This is a genomic window from Allobosea sp. P1_A7 (genome assembly GCF_056406775.1).
Window position 1 is genome coordinate 1 of record NZ_JBFTZN010000036.1, and the last position, 22,514, is coordinate 22,514.

The following is a 22,514-nucleotide window of genomic DNA, read 5'->3' on the forward strand; positions in this document are numbered from 1 at the left end:
GCGCGATATTCTGATCGTCACGAAAATGGACCGCCTCGGCCGCAACACGATCGACGTCAGCTCCACCGTTCATAAACTCGAGGACATGGGAGTCCGGGTTCATTGCCTGGCGCTAGGTGGCRTCGACCTTGCGARCCCGGCCGGCAAGATGACCATGAACGTCATCAACGCTGTCGCGCAATTCGAACGGGATCTTCTCATCGAGCGGACCAATGCCGGTTTGCGTCGCGCGAAGTCGGAGGGACGGAAACTCGGAAGGCCGACCGCCCTCACCTCTTCGCAGCGCGCCGAGATTCAAGCCGCTCTCCAGGACGGCCAGAAGGTGGCGCCGCTGGCGAAGCGCTACAATGTGAGCCGTCAGACCGTCATGCGGATACGTGAAGCAYTTTCGGCAGCGCAGCCCGGCGAAGCCGCCGTCAGTAGCCAGCTTCCGCCAACTGCATTTCGGGAAACCGCCGGATGATCCTTTCGACCTTGTTGGTTATATGCGCGCTTGCGCCAGCCGAATCTAAGAGGTGATCGAGGCATTCCAGGATAGCCTTGAGCGTAGGCGCGGAAGCGGTCGGCACGCCGGCTCGCTTGTAATGCTGAGGCTGCTTCTGGAACCGACGATTAAACAGGCGGTCGTGGTGGGCGCATATATTGCGAAGATCGACAAGGCACTAGATCCAGTCCTTGAATATCGCATCTGATGCTACACCAAACTGCCGCGCAATTGCCGTGCGGACAGTCCCTTCCAGACACTGATAAAGCCGTGAAGTGGCTCCGAAGGTCAGAAATTCCTTTAGGGTCCAAATTGGTGGCAAGACCGGCGAGCCGTATCGCTGTTTATAATGCTTGGCCCGCTGATCCTTTGATTTCTCGAACACGCTGATGAAATATCGAAGAGCTTCGAGATTGGCCGCAGCATCCTTGAACAAGGAGTGATCGTAGTAAGGATGACTACCGTTGGCGTGGCTCAGCGCTTCTGACAAGGCATTGCGCAAGAGCAGCTCGAAAGTGCCCACCGCGTCAAAGCAGGCGGAGCGGATCTCCATATCGCACTGATACAAGCGAAGGATATGGTGATAGGTGGTCCCGGGCCGGAAGGGYCGATGAGGTAGGGTCAGGTCGCGTCGGCTGAGAAAGTAAATCCGCAGGCGCTCGTAGCCGACGAGTTCGATCTTGCGGGCTGCCACATTGGGGCGGTTGGATCAGTCCCTTTGCGCGCAAATGCGCTACTCGTTGAGCAGCTGTAGCGTGCGGCTTCGTAAAGGGAATCAAGGCCATCAAAAAATGAAGAACCGCCCTTTTGCACTCCCCCGAAGAGGACGTGTGGCGGCCCATGACCCAAGTAATTTAGTGCGTCCCAGGGTCAATCGCAAGCCCTTTGTGGGCTAGTGCCGATCCGGTTACACATCACTGCATCTGAAAGATATCGCCGACATCGGCATCATCTCGCAGGCCCTTGAAGGAAGCATGGCGCAGCTTGTTGTCATTAGTCCAGGCGCGGAACGCGACTTCGGCAGCGATCGACGGCTCGACCCAGCGCATGCCCTTCTTCGAAATGCCGGCGACAGCAGATTTCTCGATGAGGATGCTCATCAGTCTACGACGCAACTCGGTCGCCGATTTCGTTGTGAAGCCCGTCCCGACGCTACCAACATAGGATAGCGCATTTCCGCGGCGTGCCGCGAGCAAGAGTCGGCCGATCCCGCCCAACGCAGATGCTGATGCCTCCCAGCCGATAATGAGAAAGGTCTCGGATTGGACGCATTTGATCTTGAGCCACTCGCCGCCCCGACCGGAGCGATAAGGAGCTTCAACACGTTTGGCGATGATGCCTTCTAACTCCATCTCACAGGCTAGCTTTAGGAACGCAGCCCCTTCGGCGTCGACTTCCTCGCTCAGCCGGATCGAGCTGTGCTGGCTCGCAATCAAGCCGGCGAGCATGCTGCGCCGTTCAGCCAATGGGAGCGCCCGCAGATCGCGACCGTTGAGATACAGTAGGTCGAAAGCGTAAAGCAGCGCCCCCGCGGCCGATCTCTTGCCCCCTCGGCCGCCCAGAGCCTGCTGCAGCGCGCCGAAATCCGAGGCGCCGCGCTGGTCGAGAACCACGGCCTCCCCGTCGAAGATGGCACTGTCGACGCCGAGCTCGCGCATGTCATGGGCGATCGTCGGGAAGCGCAGCGTCCAGTCATGCCCGCCCCGGGTCAGGATCCGGACCTTCCGGCCGGGCTCGACGTGGATGGTGAGCCGATAGCCGTCCCATTTCACCTCGAATGCCCATTGGTTCCCGCTCGGGGGCTTGGAGGCCAGTAGCGCCAGGCAGGGCTCGACGCGGTCGGGCATGGGATCGAAAGCCAGCGCTCGTTGGCGCGTATCGCGGCGCTTCGGGAGGGCACTCCTGGCGATGTCGACCGTCGGGCCGGATCGCAAAACGCGACGCGCGCACATTAACGCGACTCCACTCACAACGACTCCGAACAGCGGCCGCGGCGAAACGTTCCGAGCAAAATCCGGTACGAGCGCGCGTCTATGCGGAACACTGCGACGCCGTTTTTCCCGCCTCAAGAAATAAGGCGTCTTCCAATCTTGACACCTCCGCCCCCCACGTTGTTCTAGTTATGTTCTCTTTTTCGAGGGCGCTCGCATGCTGACCATCCATCGGCCCATCATCCGGCTTGCGAGTTCGCCATTTCAGCGCCAAGCTCAAGCATTCCCCCTCCCCGCCCGCGCGGTTGCTCTCAGCGCTCCGGTCCTGGTTCAGTTCTTCAGCAATAGGGTTTGCGCGGGCTTCCCCTCGCCGGCCGATGACTATCTTGATGCTCCGATCGATCTTTCCCCGACGCTCATCAAGAATGCGCCGGCGACCTTCATCATGACGGTATCGGGCGACAGCGCGATCGATCTGGGCATCTTCGACGGAAGCCTCATCACGGTCGATCGGTCTCTCGCTCCTCGCGACGGCGATCCTGTCGTTGTCGACGTCAACGGCGAGCGCAGCGTCAAAGTGTTCAGGCTTGAAAATGGTCGGCCGCGGCTCGCTTTCGGCAATCACCGCTATCCTGAATTCAACCCGGGCCACGAAACTCATGGCGTCGTTATGGATAGTTAGAAGTTCACTTGCTGAGTGCTTGCGAACCGCTTCCAGTGCACTTTGCTCGATAGATAGGAGCATTCGATAGAAGCTGAGCCGTTCGTCGGCCAAACCCGCGCCGATAAATGGAACAGCGGCGACCAAAATGATCGAGCAGGCGCTTAGGAATCTCATAGTTCTGGTTTGCCATCACCCAGCGAATTTCCGCAACGGGGTCGAAAGCTGCGCTCCCTCGACCGACGGTGATCGTCCGAGGCTGACAGTGTGATAATCTGGGCTCGCACTCACGGGGCTCTTGGCTTCTGTCCGGGGTCGGCCCATCGGCCGCCACAAGATCGCGTTCCGAAAGGAGGCGAGCCTATATGCGACGCGGGCTTGGCGTTGAGCCAGCTCACCCGTCATTCCGGCTTCATCTCCTCGCCCGTCCCCGTGAGGACGATCCAGAAAGACCAGGCAAGCCCGGTCTTACCTCTTCACGGCCGTGCCGAACCTACGCAGTTCATGCCATGGTCGATGCCGCAGCATTCCCGGTTGCCCTGAAGCGGAATGTCGTGCCGTCGACCCACATGCGGTGCATCACCACCGCAATCTTGCGCGCGAGGGCCACCGTCGCTCGCTTGTTGCCTTGGCGATGCGCGACCTTCATGCCCCAGGCGCGCAGCACTGACCAACTCTTCACCCGATGCAGCATGACATGTGCTGCCTCGAACAGCATCGACCGCGCCTCGCTGTCGCCGGTCTTCGTAATACGTCCATTTCGGTCCACCTCGCCGGACTGGTGCTTTCGCGGCACCATGCCGAGCAGGGCGCCCACAGATCGGGATTTGGAGAAGCGTGTCGGATCTTCGATTGCGGCGATGTAGGTGAGCGCGACGATCGCGCCGACACCGGGAACCGTCATCAGACGCCGGCACACTTGATGCTCGCGGGCGATCGACAGGACCATTCGGTTGATTCGATCCAGGGACCGCAGCATCGCGGCGTGAGCCGCCAGCAGTTCCTCCAGGATCGCGGCGACGCGAGGCAGGTTCGCGGTCAACTCGCGCACACGCTCAGCGAAGGTCCGGCGCTTCGACGTGCCGATCTTGATACCAAAGAGGCAAAGAGAACCACGGATCTGGTTCTCGATGTCGCCTATCTTCAGCACAAGGGTCTTGCGGCTGGTGAGCAGAGTGCGCAGCTCCATCGTGCTACGCGTCTTGATATGCACCGATCGGAACCAGCCGGTGCGCAACATCTGCGCGAGCCCTCTCGCATCGTTGCGATCGGTCTTGTGGGTCATGGCGGTCATGGCAGCGCGGGCGTGCCGGGCATCCATACAGACGACACCGGGAACGCCAAGCTCGGTCATCTCCTCCGCAAGCCATCCGGCGAGCGCCCCGGTCTCCAGTCCGACGCGTGTGAAGGGTAGGCGAAGCTCAGCCAGCCAGTTTGCGATGGCCTCGGGCTCGCTCGCCGCTTTCCCTTCCCGAACCAACCTTCCTTCCTCGTCGACAACGCAGATCGAAGTCTCAGCCAACGACACGTCCAAGCCGGCATAGTAGCGCATGGCATTCCGCTCCTGACGATGGTCGGATGCCTTCAGGGGGCCGACCGAATTGCACTACCGGGCAGGGTGCCACGATCCGCGACGGTCGCAATCGGCCAAGCCCGATTACACGATCTGCGCTGTTGCTCGCACATCCGAGGCTAAGGCACTCGGTATTAAAATGGGTGAGCCGATGTTCAAGATGCGCGACCTCTGCCGCGATAATGGCGTGGTCGTGTTCTCATCTAATTATAGTCTCTATGGAGACATGAGCCGGCGCATGAATGAGGTGTATCAACGCTTCTCCTCTGACATCGAAATCTATTCGATCGATGAGAGCTTTTTAGACCTCGCGCAGATCGAGCCAGAGACACGGGAGGAATTCGCCCGGGACCTGCGATCATCGGTTTCGACATGGACAGGAATCCCCACGTGCGTCGGGATCGGCCCCACCAAGACCCTGGCGAAACTGGCCAACAAGATCGCCAAATCCACTCGGCAGTTACTAGGGGTATGCAACCTGACAAGCGTTGCCGCTCGCGAGGAGTGGCTGCCTCTCGTCGAGCTAGGCGACATTTGTGGGGTGGGCCCGGCAAGCCAGGCCAAATTGACTGCGCTCGGCTGTCGGACGGCGGCCGATGTCGCAGCCTTGGATGCGCGACAGGTGCGAGGTCTCATGACTGTCGTCGGGGAGCGCACCATCCTCGAGTTGCGCGGCCAACCCTGCATTGATCTCGAGACTGTTGCTCCGACGCGAAAAGGGTGCGCCGTCACCAGGAGCTTTGGTGCACGTGTCGAGGATCTGGACACGCTACTCGAGGCAATCGCCTCGCACGCAGCCCGTTTAGGTGAAAAATTGCGGCGGAATGGACTCGCTACCGACCATGTCACCATCTTCTTCCATACATCGCCCTTCTCGCCCGGCCCCCATCGATCGGTCTCGCTGACCGTGGACTTGCCTGAAGGCTCCAATGACAGCCTGGTCCTGATCCGAGCGGCCAGGTGGGGTGCGAAGCGCATCTGGAAACCAGGATATCGATACGCCAAAGCCGGCGTCATGACTGTCGACTTGGTTCCGCTGGCGATGGCGCCGCGCGCCGACGCCGACGAGGGGAGCTTCATCGGCATCTACGCGACGAACTACGGCCCCTCCGACACGACGCTGAAGCTCATCGCCAGCCGCCGGCGCCCGGACGGGTGGAGATGGCGTCTGAAGTGGGGGCGGTATCGGCGCTGGCAATACGGCGTCCTGATTAGCACCAATGACGTCGACCAGGCGGTCCATAGCTGGGAGGGCCGCGCGGTATCCGGTCTGCCCCACAAGCTGGTCGTCGGCGGCGAGTTCGGCACCTACACGATCCACCGGCACGAACGCCTGCGGGACATGGGCATCGTCGATGTCGGCTTCACCGACGTCTTCGGCCGATATCACTGGGCGCCGCGGCATGAGGTCCGAAAGGTGGTCGAGGACATCCGGAAGGAATGGCCGAAGGACGCCACCTGATGTCGCTGACCTCGGAGCTCAAAGTCGCCGGCAGCCCCCGGGGCATCTTCATGCGGACCGAGTTCCCTCACCTCACCGGCGTCGTGAAGAAACTGAAGGCCTCCTTGAAGGACACGCCGTCGATAGCCCTCGGCTATGACGAGGGCTATCCCCTGATGCTCGTCGGGACCGCCATCGACCTCCGCATCCGGCATTACGTCTCAGACCGACCGACAGAGAATTCCGTGATCGATCGCGGCTTCGAGAAGCTGTCTCGGATCGAGTTCGCCGCATTCGATGAGACCTGCTCGATGGTCCACCACGGGCCGGATGGCCGGAAGTTCGACGCGATGGAAGCGGCCCTGCGCGGCGGCTGGACCGAGTTTGCTCAGAGGTCCGGCCTTCTCGACGACGATGCCGAGGATCGCCTCTGCCGCCTCTGCATGCTCTTGGCGACAGTCGAGCAGTATGGGCGCGCCTCGTTGTCCAGCAGATCGGTTGAGTACCTGTGGCCGCGGCGCAAGAGAGGGCTGGATCGCCTGCTCGCCGACGTCGACCCCCGCATCGCCGGCGACCTGGCGGCGTTGTCACGGGCGTTCCATGAAACCGCGGCCGACATCGTGGCATCACCCGGGGTGATCGCCGGCAGCTCCCCGGTCGGGGGTGTCCATGTCGGTGGCGCGGACTTCGATTTCGTCGCGGACGGCACACTGTTCGAGGTGAAGGCAACGACGAATCCCGGCCGCGTGGCGATCGAGGCGCTGCGGCAGCTGATCGGGTACCTGCTGCTCGACTGGGACGATGCCTTCCGCATCAGGCGCCTTGGGCTGATCCTGCCCAGGCAGCGGACCAAGATCGTCTACGACGTCGCGGAACTGCTCGGTGGCAAGGATCCTGGCGAGATGCGCCAGAAGATGCAGGACCTCGTTTCCAACGACCATAGTACCGTGAGCGTAGCCGGTGAGCCTTGATCCGCAGATGACATACGACCGCGAAAGCGTCCTCCCGGCCTTGGACGGGATGAAGACCAAGGCCGACAAGATCCGAGCGCTTGCGCTGGCCGGCTACCTCAGGACCGAGATCGCCGAGATCCTCAGTATTCGATATCAGCACGCCCGCCACGTGCTGGAGCGCTCCGGCATCGGCCTGGGGCGAACCCGCGACGTCGCCCTTGATCGCGAGCCGGTAGAGGTGGAGGTCGAGGCTGCCGCGGGCGACGAGGTGATCCAGCCGACCGGGGCTGACTACCTCATCTCTTCAGGGGGCTTCCGCCGCATCGGCGAATGGAAGCTCGCCAGCGACTACGGCTTCGAGCTGACCGACCCGGCGCCGAACGAGGCCGTGGTCTACGCTTTCGTCGTCGATGATGTCGTCTGCTACGTCGGAGTAACTCTCACGACGCTTCACACGCGCATKGGACACTACCGCCGTGGCAACGAAAACATGAGGACGTCCCAGCGCGTGAAGGGCCTGATCCTTGATGCCCTCCGCGGCGGCAGGGTCGTTGAACTTCTCGTCGCGATCCCTAAGCCGGCGGAGTGGCATTCCATGCCGGTCAACATGGCGGCGGGACTCGAAGCTGGGTTGATCAGCCACATCCTTCCGCCATGGAACATCCGCGGTGCGGCTAAGCGCTAGCTCTGATCTTTGTCGCGAAAGAACGCTCGCACAGCCTCCTCAAAAAAGCCCCTTCCGCTACGTTGATACGTATCTACGAATACAGCTAATTGCGTTAGTGCGTCGTTAATGCAACGAGATTGGTTGTTSGGCCGATCGCCCCACTTCCTGTCGCGAAGCTGTCGRGAYGCTYCGTTTTTACCGCGGTAAAAACGAGAGGCCAGGAGGCTTGTTGCGGYTGAACGCAAACGCTGTATCGATCGCAAATAAGTATATACGTATCCACGCAACCACGTGAAGTCGTATTTACCAATCTGCTGCCGCTGGCAATGATCACTTCTGCGCCCTCGAGCGCGTCTGCGATCAGTTTGGACAGTGCCTGCGCCCAGCACTACCAAGCTATCGGCGAGTTTGTACGTCTTCACGTGCATGCGTGCATACGTATTTTTAGTCAGCGGTCCCCGCTTCGCCCTGGCGCTCTATCGTACGCTCATTTCGATCCGGCTGAAGCACTCAACATCCACGCCTTTACGCCAATACGTAGATACGTAACTAAGCTAAAGCTCGGCGCTTCGCCTTTCTCTTCATCGAAAAGCCAATTGCGCCGGTTGCCACCGGCGCTTGCTGGCGGGGTAGGGGCTCAACGGTGCCGGCCGACCCGCCGTTTATGCGGGTCGGAACCGCCGCAGGGACGCGATAGCGGCCCGATTCAGCGGCGTCCGATCCTGGCGGAACTTACCAGCGTCATCAAGGCGGCCGAGTGCGCGGCGGAAGTCCGACAAAAATGCGCTGTGGCTGACCGGGACACGCGTTTCCGGAGGGATCCATGTGGCGACGTCATCGCTCAAGGGGCGACGTCTTCGGTGACGGCGTCAACATCGCGGCGCGTCTTCAGGAAGCTGCCGAACTGAGCGGATCCTCGGTTCCCGCGCGGTCCGCGGCGCGGATACCGAAGTGGATCGGCGCTGGCCTTGACACAGATCAAAATTGTATGATGCTATTAACATACATCGTATTCATATAGAAGACAACATGGCTGTTCGCTCTCTCTCCACCACGCTCAAGACGCTCGCGGTCTGCGATGTCATCGCGGCATCCCCGAAGCCAATGCGACTGCCCGATGTCGTCAAGGCGACWGGCGACCAGCGCGCCGCGGTCTATCAGCGGCTGCGTACGCTGGTGGATGCAGGCTTTCTCGAGCAGACGGTCGAGGGCGCGTTCCGGCTAGCGCTACGCTTTCAGTTCTACGCAGTGCGTGCCCTCGAGCAGGCCAATCTCGGAGAACGGACGACAGAATTGCTTCAGGAGATCGTAGCCGAGAGCGGCGAAACGGCGACGATTTCAGTGCTCGACGGCTATCATGCGGTCATTATCAACCGGGTCGAATCGCATCAGGTACTGCGTGCCGATCTCCGGGTCGGCGCACGCATGGCGCTGGGCGCTAGCGCGTCGGGCTCCGTGCTCGTCGCCTTCGGCTCGCTGGAAATGCGTGAACGGCTGCGCGAGCAGGGCATCGCGCTCCCTGACGACATCGCGCTGGCAGAGGTTCGCGAACGCGGCTTTGCCCTCTTCGCACCGACGGACCCGCAATTCGTCGCGGCGGTTGCTGCACCGGTTTTCGACGCGGCCGGCCAATGCATTGCCGTCATCGCGATCTCCGGCCCGACCACGCGGTTCGATCACGCGAACTGCGCGCCGATTGCGGTCAGCGCGGCGCAACGCTTCAGCGCTCAATTCGGGAATGCATGACATGTCGGCCCTGCCATTCTCCCTCGCCTCCAAGCCCGGTCCCTGGCAGCCGCAGGCCCTGATGCGATCCCCCTCCAYGCTCATGCGACCGGAGATATTGGCCGCGATTCAACCGTCACGGATCAGTGCATCGCGGACCCTGATGGCTCGCGCCTCACATCAGCGCTGGCAGATCACCTGTCAGGATTTCGATATCGACGCGCGCGGTCGAGGCACGGCGCGCTACGGCATCGAGGCCGATGGCTGGCACTTCACCTTCCCAATCTTTTCGTTCGAGCCCTCAGGTCGCGAGCGCACTGGCCGCATCATCGGCCGGTCCTGGGACATGATGGGCGGTTTGATCGAAGGCAAACTTTCGGCCGCCGGCATCGAGCAACTTAGACAGGAGCTGCCGAAGCTCTATGAGGGCCGCGCTACCCCGCAGACCTTGACCTGGGCGCGCTCGAACCGCTCGGGACGGCTGTTCGACCTTGCCGTCGACCATCTCGCATCCGGGCAACAGCCGCCCATCGCCGAGCTCGGCCGCACCTGCTACTTCATGCGCAACACCGGCATCGACGGCAACGGCACCTTCGGCACCAAGTCCTTCCTTGCCTTCGCGCCGGACCATCCGCTGCGAGCCTCGCTGCAAGCGCAAATGCTCACCGCCTATATGATGCGCGTCTTTGCCGGCGATCTCGTCCAGCATTTTGCGCGGATGAAGGGCGGCCCGGCGGCAGTGGCGATGCAGCCCGAGTTGCGCCGCTTCCTGGGTGTCGGCAACGGCTCGGCGCTGGGGCTGATGTTCTTCGTCAATAACCATCCTCGCCTGATCGACCGTTGGCTGACGATCCACGAGGAGGCCATCGCCCATGGCCGGTTGCTGCGTGTCGGTCCCGATGCTGCCCCGCTGGTTCAATTGGCGGCACTGCTCGACAAGGCAATCCTGGCGCGGCGCCAGGATCGGGCCGAATATGAAGCTTTCGCGCCAAGCAGCATCGTCGCTGACGACCTCGCCATCATCCGCCGCGAACTCGGCCAGTTGATCGAGCGCGTGCGCGCCGGCTGCGCCGAGGCGACCCCACTCGTCGACTTCACCGCTTCGCTCGACGGCCGCGTCAATCGCGAGGCCCACGAAACGCTACTGTCTCTCATCATCGAACTCGTGCCCGAAATCGCCGATGGCCTGGCACAAACTCTCGTGATCGATGAGGATCTCGCCGGCCGCCCCGAAATGCCGATCGGACGGCTACAAGAGATCCTGAGGGCCGATTACAGCTGGGCCTTCGATCTCGATCTCGTCTCCGAGCGCTCACAGCGCTACGTCTGGTACAAATCGCGCACGGCCGAGGAGCCGCGTCGTGGACCACGCGAAKAGATCGGCGCGGCTTATAATCTTGGCCTCGATCTGCCGCGCCTCGTCGTGGCACTCGATCGCGATCTCGCTGCCGCCGATCCCCGCCTCAGCGTCGCGCGCTTCCTCATGGCGCACCCATTGCACCGGCAGATCGTGATCCGCATCCAGGCGCTTGCTGGACTGCCCTATCACTCGCCGCATGCCGACATCATGGGCGAGGACTTCGTTCCGGCGCATATCACCCGGCTCTTGAACGTCGGCATCCACGGTATCGACAAGGCCCGCGACTTCCTGAACCGCAATCTGCGCGGCGTGATCTTCCACGGCGCCCCGACCCCCGAAGATCTCGCCTCGGGGAGCGCCGCTTCCCATTGGTTCTATCCCGCGGAGCCTCAGGCATGATGCTATCCGAAACGCTGATCCTGTCCGTGCGCGAACTCCGGCTCATTCTGGAGCGACTGGTTCAGGCCGCCGGCACGCCCGCTGGGCTATTACCCTCCGTGCGCGATTGCGCATTCTATTCCGCCGTGCTGCCGGGGCCAGGTCTGTCTGGCATCGCACAGCAGATAGAGCACGTGCGTGCGAGCGGCGTTGCCCCGCTCGCCGATGTCAGCACTGACGGCGAATTGACGATAGACTGCGGCGGCCAGCATGCCTGGATGGTGGCCGAGACGCTGCTTGATTTGGCTGTCGAGCGCTTTCGGTTGACCGGCCGGGGGGAGGTTTTGGCGCTCAATCTCACAGAGCCCCCCGAATTGCGCGTCGTATCGGGGCTTGCTGAGCGTTTCGGCCTCGCGGCTATCGTCGAGCCGAAGGGCAACGGTGCCCAAGTGTCGTTGATGGACCGCCCCGCGGCGAAGCGCCGTGCCATCGACATGGTTCGCCATGACGGACTCTCCGCTGCGGCGTCGAGTTGGTGGCCGCTCTACAAGGCATCGCATGATGCCCTGATGCCCGATTCCTTCGAGAGCCGCCGACATGCTGGCACCGTGCGGGTCGAGGCAGACGGACGCGTCGTTGGTCGCAATGACGAGGACGAGACCGATCTATCGATGCTGACCGCCGATCCGTCCCGGGTTCAGCCCAATCCTGTTTCCTCCGCTTCGTAAAGGCGCGCCCCGATGCTGATAGACGGTTTGCAATGTGGTTTCTTTGACCGCGGCGTATTCGAAGATCTCAAGGCCGGCGGGTTCAGTTGCGTCACACCGACGCTCGGCTTTTGGGAGGGCGCGATCGAGTCCTTTGATTCTGTCGCGAAATGGCGCGATCTCGAGCGCGCCAATGCTGATCTGATGACGATCGTGCGGAAGACGGACGACATTCTCGCGGCCGAACGCGATGGCAAAGTCGCGATGTTGCTGGGTTACCAGAACACCAATTTGCTCGATGGCCGGATCCGTTATGTCGAGCTCTTCGCCGATCTCGGCGTCAAGGTCTTGCAGCTGACCTACAACAACCAGAACGAACTCGGCTCTAGCTGCTACGAGACGGTCGATCCTGGCCTTGCACGCTTTGGCCGCGAGGTTGTCCGGGAGATGAACCAGTGCGGCATGCTGATTGATCTCTCACATGTCGGCGACCGGACCACGCTCGATACGATCGAATGGTCGCAGAAGCCGGTCTCGATCACCCATGCCAACCCGGCCTCCGTCTTCCCGCACAAGCGCAACAAGACGGATGCAATCATCAAGGCACTCGCTGAAAAGGGCGGCGTTATCGGATGCGCAGCCTATCGCAACATAACGCCGGAGCCGGCCTGCGACAGCCTCGATGCCTGGGCCCAGATGGTGGCGCAGACCGTCGAGATTGCCGGTATCGACCACGTCGGCCTCGGCACCGACTTTAGCCACCATTCCAATCAGGTCTACCTCGACTGGATGCGCTCGGGCCGCTGGACCCGCTCTGTGCAGTACGGCGCCGCCTCGGCGGCCAAGCCCGGCCCCAGTGAGAAGCCGGCCTGGCTCAAAAGGATCAGCGGCCTGTCCGATGTCGGGCCAGCGCTGGCGCGGGTCGGTTTCCACGCAGCCGAAGTCGAGAAGATCACCTCCGGCAACTGGCTTCGCCTCTATCGCGCAACGATCGGTTGAGAGGACAGCACCATGGCTAGGACAGTACTGGCTCCACCGCGGACCACGCGCCGCGCCCTGCTATCGATGTTTGGGAGCGGCATCGTCGCGATGCCCTTCATCCGGAAAGCCCGCGCCGCCGAGACCCTCTATATCAACACCTGGGGCGGTCCCTGGGAAGAAGCAGCGCGCGCGATTCTCTTCAACCCGTTCACGGCGGAGACCGGAATCGAGATCCGCACGATCGCGCCGGTCTCCTTCGCCAAGCTCGCGGCGCAAACGCGGACTGGTATCTATGAATTCGACGTGACGACGCTCGGCGTCGCTGAACTCGGCCGCGCCAATCACGCCAAGCTGATCGACACCTATGACGAGAGCAAAATTCCGGCTTCGTCGCTCTGGCCCGGCGCGGTGACACTGAACGGCATCAACTCCCATGCCTTCGCCAACATCATCGCCTACCGCCGCGATAAAATACCCAATGGCGGCCCGAGGAACTGGGCGGATTTCTGGGACACGACCAAATTTCCGGGTTCGCGCAGCCTGCAGAACTATCCCGCACGCGTGCTTGCCTTCGCATTAATGGCTGATGGCGTCGAGCCTGCGAAACTGTTTCCCTATGATCTCGACCGCGCCTTCAAGTCGCTCGACAGGATCAAGAAGGATGTCCGCGTCTGGTGGAGCCAGAGCCCGCAATCCCAACAATTGCTGCGCGATGGCGAGGTCGAATTGATCGGGATGTGGAACACCAGCGCGCAGACGATGGTCGACCAGAAGCAGCCAATCGAACTCGTCTTCGACCAGGCCGTGATCGATGTCGCGACCTGGGTGGTAGCGCGCGGTTCTCCGAGGGCGAAGAACGCTTGGCGTTTCATCGAGTTTGCCGTGGGGCCAGAGCGGCTCGCGCAGTTCGCGCAGAAGAACAATTACGGCCCGATGAACCCCGCTTCGTTCAAATACCTGTCGCCCGAGGTCATCAGCCATATGCCGACCTCCCCCGAGAACCTGCCGAAATCCGTCATCCTCGATGCCGAGAAGCTACTGCCCCAGCTCGACACAATGGCCAAGCGCTTCGAACAATGGCTCTCGACTTGACCCTATCACCCCCTGCGCAAGGCCGGGCCTGGAGCGCGGCTGGATGGGGCAAAGCCCTGTTCCGGCCGCCCTTCCTGCTCTATGCCCCGGCGACCCTGTTCCTAGCAGTGTTCTTCCTCGCGCCGCTGGGCCTCGTCGTCTGGATGAGCGTGAGCGAACCGACGGTCGGCTTCGACAACTACGCTGAGTTCTTCGCCTCGAAATACGATCTCAACGTCCTCGCGCGCACCTTCCAAACGGCACTGATCGTCACGATCACCAGCCTCGTCTTCGCTTATCCCGTGGCTTACGTCGCGGCCCGAAAGGGTGGCGCAGTCGGCTCCTTCCTACTTGGCATCGTGGCGCTGAGCTTCTGGACGAGTTTTCTTGTGCGAACCTACGCCTGGATGGTGATCCTGGGCGCGCGCGGGCCTGTTGTCGGACTCCTGGTTGCGCTTGGCGTCACCCCGCCGCCGCGTCTGCTCTTCACCACTTTTGCTGCGACCTTCGCCATGGCTCATATGTTGGTACCGTTCATGGTCCTGGCGCTGTACGCCGTCATGAAGCGCATCGACGAGGTCTATATGCGTGCGGCAGCCAGCCTCGGCGCCCGGCCGCTCAAGGCATTCCTGACGGTTTATCTGCCGCAAAGCCTGCCCGGCGTCCTCAATGGTGCGACGCTCGTCTTCATTACCTGCCTCGGCTTCTATGTAACGCCGACGCTGATTGGCAGCCCGCAGGACAAGATGATCGCCGGCCGCATCGGCCAGCAAATCGAGCAGCTTCTCGAATTCGGCGCGGCTTCAGCAACCTCGATGGTCCTGCTCGCTGCGGCGGTGGCGCTCTTCGTGGTCTATGATCGCCTGTTCGGCATCGAAAAGATGTGGAGGTGAGATGTCGCGCTCCACGGTGATCATCGCGGTGGCCGTCGCGATCCTGCTAGCCGGGCCGATGTTCATCGTCGTGCCTATGTCCTTCAGCACCGCGCCATCGCTTGAGTTTCCGCCGCCTGGCTACTGGCTCGGCTACTATCGGCGCTTCTTTTCCGATCCCAACTGGACCGGTCCGGTCTTGAATAGCTTCCTGATCGGGCTCGGCACCATGGTCTTGGCGATGCTGCTCGGCGCTCCCGCTTCCTTCGCGCTAGTGCGCTATCGGTTTCGCCTCCGGGCGCTGTTCCGGCTCATCGTGATGATGCCGTTGATTGTGCCGCATATCGTAATGGCACTGGGCTATTATAGCTATTTCGGTTCGCTCGGGCTGGTCCAGAGCATGACCGGCGTGATCCTCGCCCATGCCTGTCTGTCGATCCCAGTCGTGGTACTGACCTTAACCTCGGCGCTGGTCAATTTCGATCGCCGGCTTGAGAACGCCGCGGCGAATCTTGGCGCCCGGCCGCTGACGACTTTCCGGCTGGTGACCTTTCCGATCTTGCGCCCGGCCTTCTTCGTGGCTGCGCTGTTTGCCTTCATCCATTCCTTCGACGAGGCAGTGATCGCGATCTTTATCTCCGGTCGCGACAGCGCGACCTTGCCTCGCCAGATGTTCAACAGCTTCCAGATGGAAGCCGACCCCGCCATTTCCGCCGCATCCTCGCTGCTGCTGGCTGCCGTTCTGGCCGCGCTCGGTGCGCAGTTCGCCGCCCGGCTCGTGCGTAAGCAACGGCCTGCGCACTCCTGAGACGCTGGAGCCTTCCGATGGAAACCGCCCGTTCGCTGTCGCTGAAATCGGTGACCAAGAGCTATCTGCCAGGGCAAAATGCGGTCGAGGCCATCGACCTCGATGTCGCGCCTGGTGAGTTCATCTCCTTCCTTGGCCCCTCCGGTTCCGGCAAGACGACAACGCTGATGATGATCGCGGGATTTGCGCGTCCGACGCGTGGCGAGATCAGCATCGCCGGGCGCCAGATCGATGCAGTCGAGCCCTACGACCGCAATATCGGGATGGTATTCCAGAATTACGCTCTGTTTCCTCACATGAACGCGGCGCAGAATGTCGGCTTTCCCTTGCGCATGCGTGGCGTCGCCAAGGTGCCGGCGCAAGCCAAGGTTACGGCCGCGCTCGCCATGGTCGGCCTCGCCGAATATGCTGGCCGGGCCCCGGCCGAGCTTTCCGGCGGCCAGCAGCAGCGCGTTGCATTAGCGCGCGCCCTCGTCTTCCAGCCTGACCTCGTTCTGCTCGACGAGCCCCTGGGAGCGCTTGACAAGACTTTGCGGGAACAAATGCAAATGGAGTTGAAGCGCATCCACCGCGAGCTTGGCGTCACGATGGTCTACGTGACCCACGATCAGACCGAGGCAATGGCCATGTCGGACCGCATCGCTGTGTTCAACCGGGGTCGCATTGAGCAGATCGGAACGCCGAGCGAGGTTTACTTCACGCCAAAGACGCGCTTCGTCGCCTCCTTCGTCGGGGATAGCAATCTACTCTCGGGTAAGACACGCGAAAGTGGCCTCGTCGATGTTGCCGGCATCGGCCCGATCGCGACCAGCGCCGAGCACGTCCCGCCTGGCAAAGACGTCAGCATACTCGTCCGCCCTGAAACAATCCGGCTCAGCTCCGAACGTGCGGAACTATCGCCGTTGCGAAATTCAATCACCATCGCGGAGATAGTGAACTATGGCGATAGCGTCCTTGTCCTCGGGCGCAAGGCCGGCCAGGAACTGCGGATCCGGGTCCCCAGCATGGAAATGCCGGACCTGCGCAGGGGCGATGAATGCGACATAGAATGGGCCCCCACCCGCATCCATGTGATCGAGCACTGACGCCCCAACGATCGCTATGTAGCACCGTGTAGCTCGGCTCAGGATCGGATGATCTGCGATCTTTAGGGATGAGAGAGGATGCAGCTGTGCTCATGCCTGTCGTGCGCGAACGAGTTGGCGCGGACACCTCGGCACTGCCTGCTGCCAGAGGGTTTTTGCTGATGGAGAACCGGGATATGAGGCCTTCGTCGTCTGGCATTTGATCTGCCAACAAAGCCAAGATCGAGGGGAGCGCTCGAGGATCGATCGCAGCTTCATTGATTTAGCTACGCGTGTGTCGGGTAAAATACCGCAGGGATCGATCTCCGGCTCCAGGCTGAACTTCGCCTGTACCAATGCATTGGTCCGGATCGCGCTAATTCCGGTCATTGAGAGATCGCCCGGAACATTTATGCGCCATTTGATTTGCGGACTGAAGCCAAAGGGAAAGAGAAGTGACTATTTGTCGCTTCTGACGGAAGCGGATATTCGTTGGATCCTTGGCCGTGCTGCTATGCACGTGAATGCGCTTCGACGAGCGGGATGCTCTTGGTCACGACAAAGGTGTAGTATCGCTCGATCCCGATCGCGGGGTCGAGCAGCCTGTCGATCAGGCGCTGATAGCTGTCAATGTCTGGCACGACCACGCGCATGATGTAGTCGATGCCTCCGCCGGTGGCATCGCAAGCGACGATGGCCGGTTCCCTCGCCACCGCCTCCTCGAAGCGACGGAAATCCGCCTGCTGATGGCTCTTCAGGCTGATCTCGACGATCACCGTGGTGCGTGGCGCCTCCACCCCGAGATCGACGATGGCGGTATAGCCCTTGATCACGCCGGCCTCTTCCATCCGGCGCAACCGTTCCCAGCAGGCCGCCGGCGACAGCGCGACCGTTTCGGCGAGTTTGAGCTTGGTCATGCGGCCGTCACGCTGCAGGGCCGCGACGATCTTGAGATCGATGGGATCGAGCTTCATCTTCGGTGACCGCACGTGCATAATGTCATGAATTCTGCCTCTTAAGAACGAGACAATCCCATGTTCCGTCAAGCCGCGCGGCCTTCCGGCAACAGGCTTTCTCCGGTTGTGGAGAAGGCCGTCGAATGGCACCCGGTCCTGACGAAGCAGAGGGGCGCGACCAAGCATGCCGCGCTGACCGAGCGCATCATCGCCGACATAAGCGCCGGCGTTCTGAAGCCGATGGACCGGATGCCGACCCATCGCGACCTCGCCCGCGAGCTCGGCATCTCCGTCCAGACCGTCAGCCTCAGCTACAAGGAGGCCGAGCGCCTCGGCTATCTCAGCGGCGAGGTCGGGCGCGGGACCTTCGTGAAGAGCCGTGTCACGGAGCAGGCAGGGCGGCTGATGCTCGACCGCAGCCCGACGCAGATCGTCGACCTCTCGATCGTGCGCGGCGTTTATCTCGATGCGCATGAGGCGGCCTCGCGCCAGGTGCTGGCCGCGTTGGCCGAGGGCGACACCAGCGCCTTCATGCGGCCGTGCCGGCCGATCGCGGGCCTCGACCGCCATCGCGAAGCGGCGCGGCTTTGGCTCGGGCCGCTCGGCGTGGAGACATCAGCCGAGCGCCTCCTGATCACGAACGGTGCCGCGCACGCGCTCTTCCTGGCGCTCGCCTGCGTGGTCCGCGCCGGCGACCTCGTGCTGACCGAGAACCTGACCGATCATGGCGTCATCGGCCTCGCCAATGTTCTCGGTTTCAGCCTCAGGGGCCTGCCGACCGATGAGGAAGGCGTTCGCCCCGATGCGGTCGAGGCAGCGTGCCGTGCTGGCGGTGTGCGTGCGCTGGTCCTCATCCCGACGCTGAACAATCCGACGAGCCATGTCGCTGGCCCCGAGCGCCGCCGCGCCATTGCCGAGATCGCGCAGCGCCACGGCGTCTTCGTCGTCGAGGACGAGGTCTACAAGCCGCTCATAGCCGAGCCGCTCCCGTCGATCACAGCGATGCTGCCGGATCTCGGTTTTTTCCTCACCAGCTTCACCAAGACGGTGCTGACCGGCCTGCGCGTCGGCTATCTGGTCGTGCCGCCGCAATACTCGATCCGCGCTGCCTCGATCCTGCGCGTGACGAGCTGGAGCGGCACCTATCTGCCAGCCGAGATCGCGACGCGCTGGGTCGAGGACGGTACGGCGGAAAGGCTGCTCGCCGTCCAGCGCGAGGAGGCGAAGGCGCGCCAGCACATCGTGACGGAGACACTCGGGAGCCATGTCGCCTCGAGCCATCCGCTCTCGCTCTGCGCCTGGCTCAAGGTGCCCACGCATTGGACCGAAGACAGCCTGGTGCGCTCGCTCGCCGACCGGCGCGTGGCGGTGACGCCGTCCGATCCCTTCGTGGCCGGCGTCGGCCATGGCGGCGGCATCCGCATCTGCCTTGGTGGGCGGATGAGCCATGAGCTGCTGACCCGGACGCTGACGAGTGTACGCCAGACTTTCGAGCAGCTTCCGCCGGTCTTCGATATCGGCGCGATCGGCTGAGAGCTGCGGCCGCAAACGGCACGGTCTTCTTCGCGTCATTGCCGCGTGCGGGCTGCTCCCGTTATGATTGAATCATTACAATATAATAATTGACATGAAATTTTCTCCCTCGCAGCATGACAAGCGAGAGGGAAATGAAGGTGATCAAACCGCATCTTGCCACTGCCGAAGCAGATCGGCCGGCCGCTCCGCCGGCCTCCCTGGCCTTGCCCGACATCGAAGCCGCAGCGGCGCGTATCGCCGGCCGGGTGGCGCGCACGCCGCTCGTCGCCTCGGCCTTCCTGAGCCGCCTGTGCGGCCAGCCCGTCCATCTAAAGCTCGAAACCCGCCAGCCGATCGGCGCCTTCAAGCTTCGCGGCGCGATGAACGCGGTGCTGGCTTTGGACGAAGATCAGCGCCGGCGCGGGCTCGTGACCGCGTCCACCGGCAATCATGGCCGCGCGGTCGCCTACGCTGCCCGGGAGCTCGGCGTTGCCGCCACGATCTGCATGTCGACGCTGGTGCCGACGAACAAGGTCGAGGCGATCCGCTCGCTCGGCGCCGAGATCCGCATTATCGGCCATTCTCAGGACGATGCGCAGGTCGAAGTCGAGCGTCTGGTCGCCGAGCACGGGTTCACCCCGATCCCGCCCTTCGACGATCCTGACGTCGTTGCCGGCCAGGGCACGATCGGGCTCGAACTGATCGAGGATCTGCCCTCGCTCGCCTGCGCACTGGTCCCGCTCTCGGGCGGCGGGCTCGCGGCCGGCGTCGCGGTGGCAGTCAAGGCACTGCGGCCTTCCGTAAGGATCGTCGGCATCTCGATGGAGCGCGGCGCCGCCATGGCCGCGGCGATCGTRGCGGGCCGGCCGGTCGAGATGGCCGAGGAGGAAACGCTGGCGGATTCACTCGGCGGCGGCATCGGCCTCGCCAATCGGGTCACCTTCGCCCTGTGCCGCGATCTCATCGACGAGGTCGTGCTGCTGAGCGAAGCGGAGATCGCAGCCGGCATCCGTCACGCCGCACGCGAGGAGGGCGAGGTTGTCGAGGGGGCCGGGGCGGTCGGCATCGCCGCCCTGCTCGCCGGCAAGGTCAGCCCGCCAGGCCCGGCGGCGCTCATCGTCTCCGGCCGCAATATCGACGAAGCCGCGCACCGGCGCATCGTCTCGGGAGCCACCGCATGAGCCGTATGCTCGTCCTCACCGAGGCGGAATTGCGCCGCGTCGTCAGGCTCGATGCGAGCGCGGTCGCTTGTGTCGAGGAAGCCTTCGCAGCGCTCGCCACCAAGCCCGTCGCCATGCCGCCGATCCTGCGGCTCGACATTCCCGACTATCGCGGCGAGGTTGACGTGAAGACGGCCTATGTGCCGGGCCTCGACGGTTTCGCTATCAAGGTCAGCCCCGGTTTCTTCGACAATCCCAAGCTCGGCCTGCCCAGCCTCAATGGGCTGATGATCCTGTTCAGCGCCCGCACCGGCCTCGTCGAGGCGCTGCTTCTGGACAATGGCTATCTCACCGATGTGAGGACGGCCGCCGCCGGAGCCGTCGCGGCGCGTCATCTTGCTCGGCCCGATGCTGCGGTCGCCGCGATCTTCGGTGCCGGAATGCAGGCGCGGTTCCAGCTCGAAGCGCTGGCGCTGGTGCGGCCGATCCGCGAGGCGCGGATCTGGGCACGTGATCCGTGCAAAGCCGGTGAGGCCGCGACGGACCTCTCCCGGAAGCTCGGCTTTTCCGTCACCGCCGTGGCTGATCCTCAGGCCGTCGCGCGCGGTGCCGATGTCATCGTCACCACGACGCCGGCGCCACAGCCGATCCTGCTGGCGGACTGGCTCGAGCCCGGCCAGCATATCACCGCGATGGGCTCCGACAGCGAGCACAAGAACGAGATCGATCCGGTCATCTTCGCCCGCGCGACCTATGTTGCCGATCGCCTCAGCCAGACTCGGCGCCTCGGCGAGCTGGCATCTGCGATCCGCGCCGGTCTGGCTACGAGCGACCAGAGCTTCGCCGAGCTCGGCGAGGTCATCGCCGGCAAGCGTCCCGGCCGGTCGCGTACCGACGAGATCACCTTCGCGGACCTGACCGGCACGGGCGTGCAGGACACCGCGATCGCCAATCTTGCCGCCGCCCGYGCCCGCGATGTCGGCGTTGGGCAGACCATCGACACCAGAGCCGAAGCGGGAGACGCCGCGTGACCGTGACCCTGAATTTCACCCGCGAGGAATATGCCGAGCGCCTCGCCAAGGCCCGCGCCGCCATGGAGCGGGCTGGCGTCGAGCTGATGATTGTCACCGACCCGTCCAACATGCATTGGCTCACCGGCTATGACGGCTGGTCGTTCTACGTCCACCAATGCGTGCTCGTGCCGCCGACGGGCGAGCCAATCTGGTATGGCCGCAAGCAGGACGCGAATGGCGCGAAGCGCACCGCCTATCTCGCCCACGACAACATCATCGGCTATCCCGACCACTACGTTCAATCGACCGAGCGCCACCCGATGGATTTGCTCGCGCAGATCATTGCCGAGCGCGGCTGGGACAGGCTTCCGATCGCGGTCGAGATGGACAATTACTACTTCTCCGCGGCGGCCTTCGCCTCGCTGCGGACGCACCTCCCGAACGCCCGTTTCAAGGATGCCGGCGGGTTGGTGAACTGGCAGCGCGCGGTCAAGAGCRAGACCGAGCTCGACTACATGCGCAAGGCCGGCCGCATCGTCGAGCTGATGCACCAGCGCATCGTCGAGGTCGTCGAGCCCGGCATGCGCAAATGCGACCTCGTCGCCGAGATCTACGATGCCGGCATCCGCGGCACGGCCGAGTTCGGCGGCGACTATCCGGCGATCGTGCCGCTGCTGCCTTCGGGCGCCGACGCCTCAGCTCCGCACCTGACTTGGGACGACAAGCCGATGCGATCAGGCGAAGGCACTTTCTTCGAGATCGCCGGCGCCCATAAGCGTTACCACTGCCCACTGTCGCGCACCGTCTTCCTGGGCAAGCCAACCCAGGCTTTCCTCGACGCCGAGAAGGCGACGCTCGAAGGCATGGAAGCCGGCCTCGCCACAGCAAAACCCGGCAACACCTGCGAGGACATCGCCAACGCATTCTTCGCGGTGCTGAAGCGGTACGGCATCATCAAGGACAACCGCACCGGCTACCCGATCGGTCTGTCCTATCCACCCGATTGGGGCGAGCGCACCATGAGCCTCAGGCCCGGCGACCGGACCGAGCTCCAGCCCGGCATGACCTTCCACTTCATGACCGGCCTCTGGCTCGAGGACATGGGGCTCGAGATCACGGAGAGCATCGCGATCACGCAGACCGGCGTCGAGTGCCTGTCGAGCGTGCCACGCCAGCTCTTCGTCAAGGGGTAAG

At 62.9% G+C, this 22,514-nt stretch carries 21 protein-coding genes; 17 read left to right on the forward strand and 4 right to left on the reverse strand.

Annotated elements, in window-relative coordinates; genetic code table 11:
- Positions 1-463 (forward strand): recombinase family protein (locus AC1D34_RS08880; protein WP_476824032.1); only part of this gene is annotated, 463 nt, incomplete at its 5' end.
- Between the two features lie 199 nt (positions 464-662).
- Here the strand turns inward: AC1D34_RS08880 and AC1D34_RS08885 are convergent.
- Entirely contained in the window at positions 663-1,178 is a 516-nt protein-coding gene (locus AC1D34_RS08885; protein WP_476824033.1) for an Abi family protein, read from the reverse strand.
- A 220-nt stretch (positions 1,179-1,398) separates the two neighbouring features.
- Entirely contained in the window at positions 1,399-2,436 is a 1,038-nt protein-coding gene (gene ligD, locus AC1D34_RS08890) for a non-homologous end-joining DNA ligase (RefSeq protein WP_476824034.1), read from the reverse strand.
- Between the two features lie 196 nt (positions 2,437-2,632).
- Between ligD and AC1D34_RS08895 the strand changes: the two genes are divergently transcribed.
- Positions 2,633-3,097: a LexA family protein gene (locus tag AC1D34_RS08895; protein ID WP_476824035.1), complete on the forward strand. Its 465-nt coding sequence runs from the start codon at positions 2,633-2,635 to the stop codon at positions 3,095-3,097.
- Between the two features lie 481 nt (positions 3,098-3,578).
- Here AC1D34_RS08895 and AC1D34_RS08900 read toward each other — a convergent pair whose 3' ends face one another.
- Positions 3,579-4,628: an IS110 family RNA-guided transposase gene (locus AC1D34_RS08900; protein ID WP_476824036.1), complete on the reverse strand. Its 1,050-nt coding sequence runs from the start codon at positions 4,626-4,628 to the stop codon at positions 3,579-3,581.
- A gap of 49 nt (positions 4,629-4,677) precedes the next feature.
- On the opposite strand from AC1D34_RS08900, the gene AC1D34_RS08905 reads away from it, so the two are divergent.
- The 11 genes from AC1D34_RS08905 (at position 4,678) to AC1D34_RS08955 (ending at position 16,697) form a co-directional block, all read left to right on the forward strand.
- Positions 4,678-6,111: a Y-family DNA polymerase gene (locus tag AC1D34_RS08905; protein WP_476824037.1), complete on the forward strand. Its 1,434-nt coding sequence runs from the start codon at positions 4,678-4,680 to the stop codon at positions 6,109-6,111.
- On the forward strand, positions 6,090-7,061 hold the full coding sequence (locus AC1D34_RS08910; RefSeq protein ID WP_476824038.1) for a hypothetical protein: 972 nt from the start codon (positions 6,090-6,092) through the stop codon (positions 7,059-7,061). Before AC1D34_RS08905 ends, AC1D34_RS08910 begins: the two co-directional genes overlap by 22 nt.
- Before the next feature lie 7 nt (positions 7,062-7,068).
- Positions 7,069-7,728 carry a GIY-YIG nuclease family protein gene (locus AC1D34_RS08915; RefSeq protein ID WP_476824039.1) on the forward strand — a complete coding sequence of 220 codons (660 nt, stop codon included), beginning with the start codon at positions 7,069-7,071 and terminating at the stop codon, positions 7,726-7,728.
- Between the two features lie 1,011 nt (positions 7,729-8,739).
- Positions 8,740-9,456 (forward strand): IclR family transcriptional regulator, encoded by a 717-nt coding sequence (locus tag AC1D34_RS08920; protein ID WP_441480493.1) that lies wholly within the window; start codon positions 8,740-8,742, stop codon positions 9,454-9,456.
- Positions 9,457-9,598: 142 nt separating this feature from the next.
- Positions 9,599-11,194: a hypothetical protein gene (locus AC1D34_RS08925; RefSeq protein ID WP_476824040.1), complete on the forward strand. Its 1,596-nt coding sequence runs from the start codon at positions 9,599-9,601 to the stop codon at positions 11,192-11,194.
- Positions 11,191-11,901 (forward strand): hypothetical protein, encoded by a 711-nt coding sequence (locus AC1D34_RS08930; RefSeq protein WP_476824041.1) that lies wholly within the window; start codon positions 11,191-11,193, stop codon positions 11,899-11,901. Before AC1D34_RS08925 ends, AC1D34_RS08930 begins: the two co-directional genes overlap by 4 nt.
- Positions 11,902-11,913: 12 nt before the next feature.
- Positions 11,914-12,879 (forward strand): dipeptidase, encoded by a 966-nt coding sequence (locus AC1D34_RS08935; protein WP_476824042.1) that lies wholly within the window; start codon positions 11,914-11,916, stop codon positions 12,877-12,879.
- Between the two features lie 12 nt (positions 12,880-12,891).
- Positions 12,892-13,953, forward strand: coding sequence for an ABC transporter substrate-binding protein (locus tag AC1D34_RS08940; RefSeq protein ID WP_476824043.1), 1,062 nt, complete (start codon positions 12,892-12,894; stop codon positions 13,951-13,953).
- Positions 13,950-14,825 (forward strand): ABC transporter permease, encoded by an 876-nt coding sequence (locus tag AC1D34_RS08945; protein ID WP_476824044.1) that lies wholly within the window; start codon positions 13,950-13,952, stop codon positions 14,823-14,825. The genes AC1D34_RS08940 and AC1D34_RS08945 overlap by 4 nt, the downstream gene beginning before the upstream one ends.
- Position 14,826: 1 nt before the next feature.
- Complete coding sequence (locus tag AC1D34_RS08950) at positions 14,827-15,612, forward strand: ABC transporter permease (protein WP_441508095.1); 786 nt, start codon at positions 14,827-14,829, stop codon at positions 15,610-15,612.
- 17 nt (positions 15,613-15,629) lie between these two features.
- Positions 15,630-16,697, forward strand: a complete 1,068-nt coding sequence (locus tag AC1D34_RS08955) for an ABC transporter ATP-binding protein (protein WP_441492594.1) — start codon at positions 15,630-15,632, stop codon at positions 16,695-16,697.
- A 491-nt stretch (positions 16,698-17,188) separates the two neighbouring features.
- On the opposite strand, the gene AC1D34_RS08960 is transcribed toward AC1D34_RS08955, so the two are convergent.
- The gene (locus tag AC1D34_RS08960; protein ID WP_441480485.1) at positions 17,189-17,650 is read right to left on the reverse strand and encodes an Lrp/AsnC family transcriptional regulator; all 462 of its coding nucleotides are present in this window, start codon (positions 17,648-17,650) and stop codon (positions 17,189-17,191) included.
- Positions 17,651-17,710: 60 nt separating this feature from the next.
- Between AC1D34_RS08960 and ehuR the strand changes: the two genes are divergently transcribed.
- The 4 genes from ehuR to doeA all read left to right on the forward strand — a co-directional run bounded on the left by ehuR (position 17,711) and on the right by doeA (position 22,513).
- A complete protein-coding gene (gene ehuR, locus AC1D34_RS08965) occupies positions 17,711-19,165 on the forward strand; it encodes a MocR-like ectoine utilization transcription factor EhuR (RefSeq protein ID WP_441508094.1) in 1,455 nt (484 codons plus the stop codon).
- A 134-nt stretch (positions 19,166-19,299) separates the two neighbouring features.
- Entirely contained in the window at positions 19,300-20,328 is a 1,029-nt protein-coding gene (gene eutB, locus AC1D34_RS08970; protein ID WP_441508093.1) for a hydroxyectoine utilization dehydratase EutB, read from the forward strand.
- Complete coding sequence (gene eutC / locus AC1D34_RS08975; RefSeq protein WP_441508092.1) at positions 20,325-21,338, forward strand: ectoine utilization protein EutC; 1,014 nt, start codon at positions 20,325-20,327, stop codon at positions 21,336-21,338. The genes eutB and eutC overlap by 4 nt, the downstream gene beginning before the upstream one ends.
- Complete coding sequence (gene doeA / locus AC1D34_RS08980) at positions 21,335-22,513, forward strand: ectoine hydrolase DoeA (protein WP_476824045.1); 1,179 nt, start codon at positions 21,335-21,337, stop codon at positions 22,511-22,513. Before eutC ends, doeA begins: the two co-directional genes overlap by 4 nt.
- Position 22,514 lies beyond the last annotated feature (1 nt).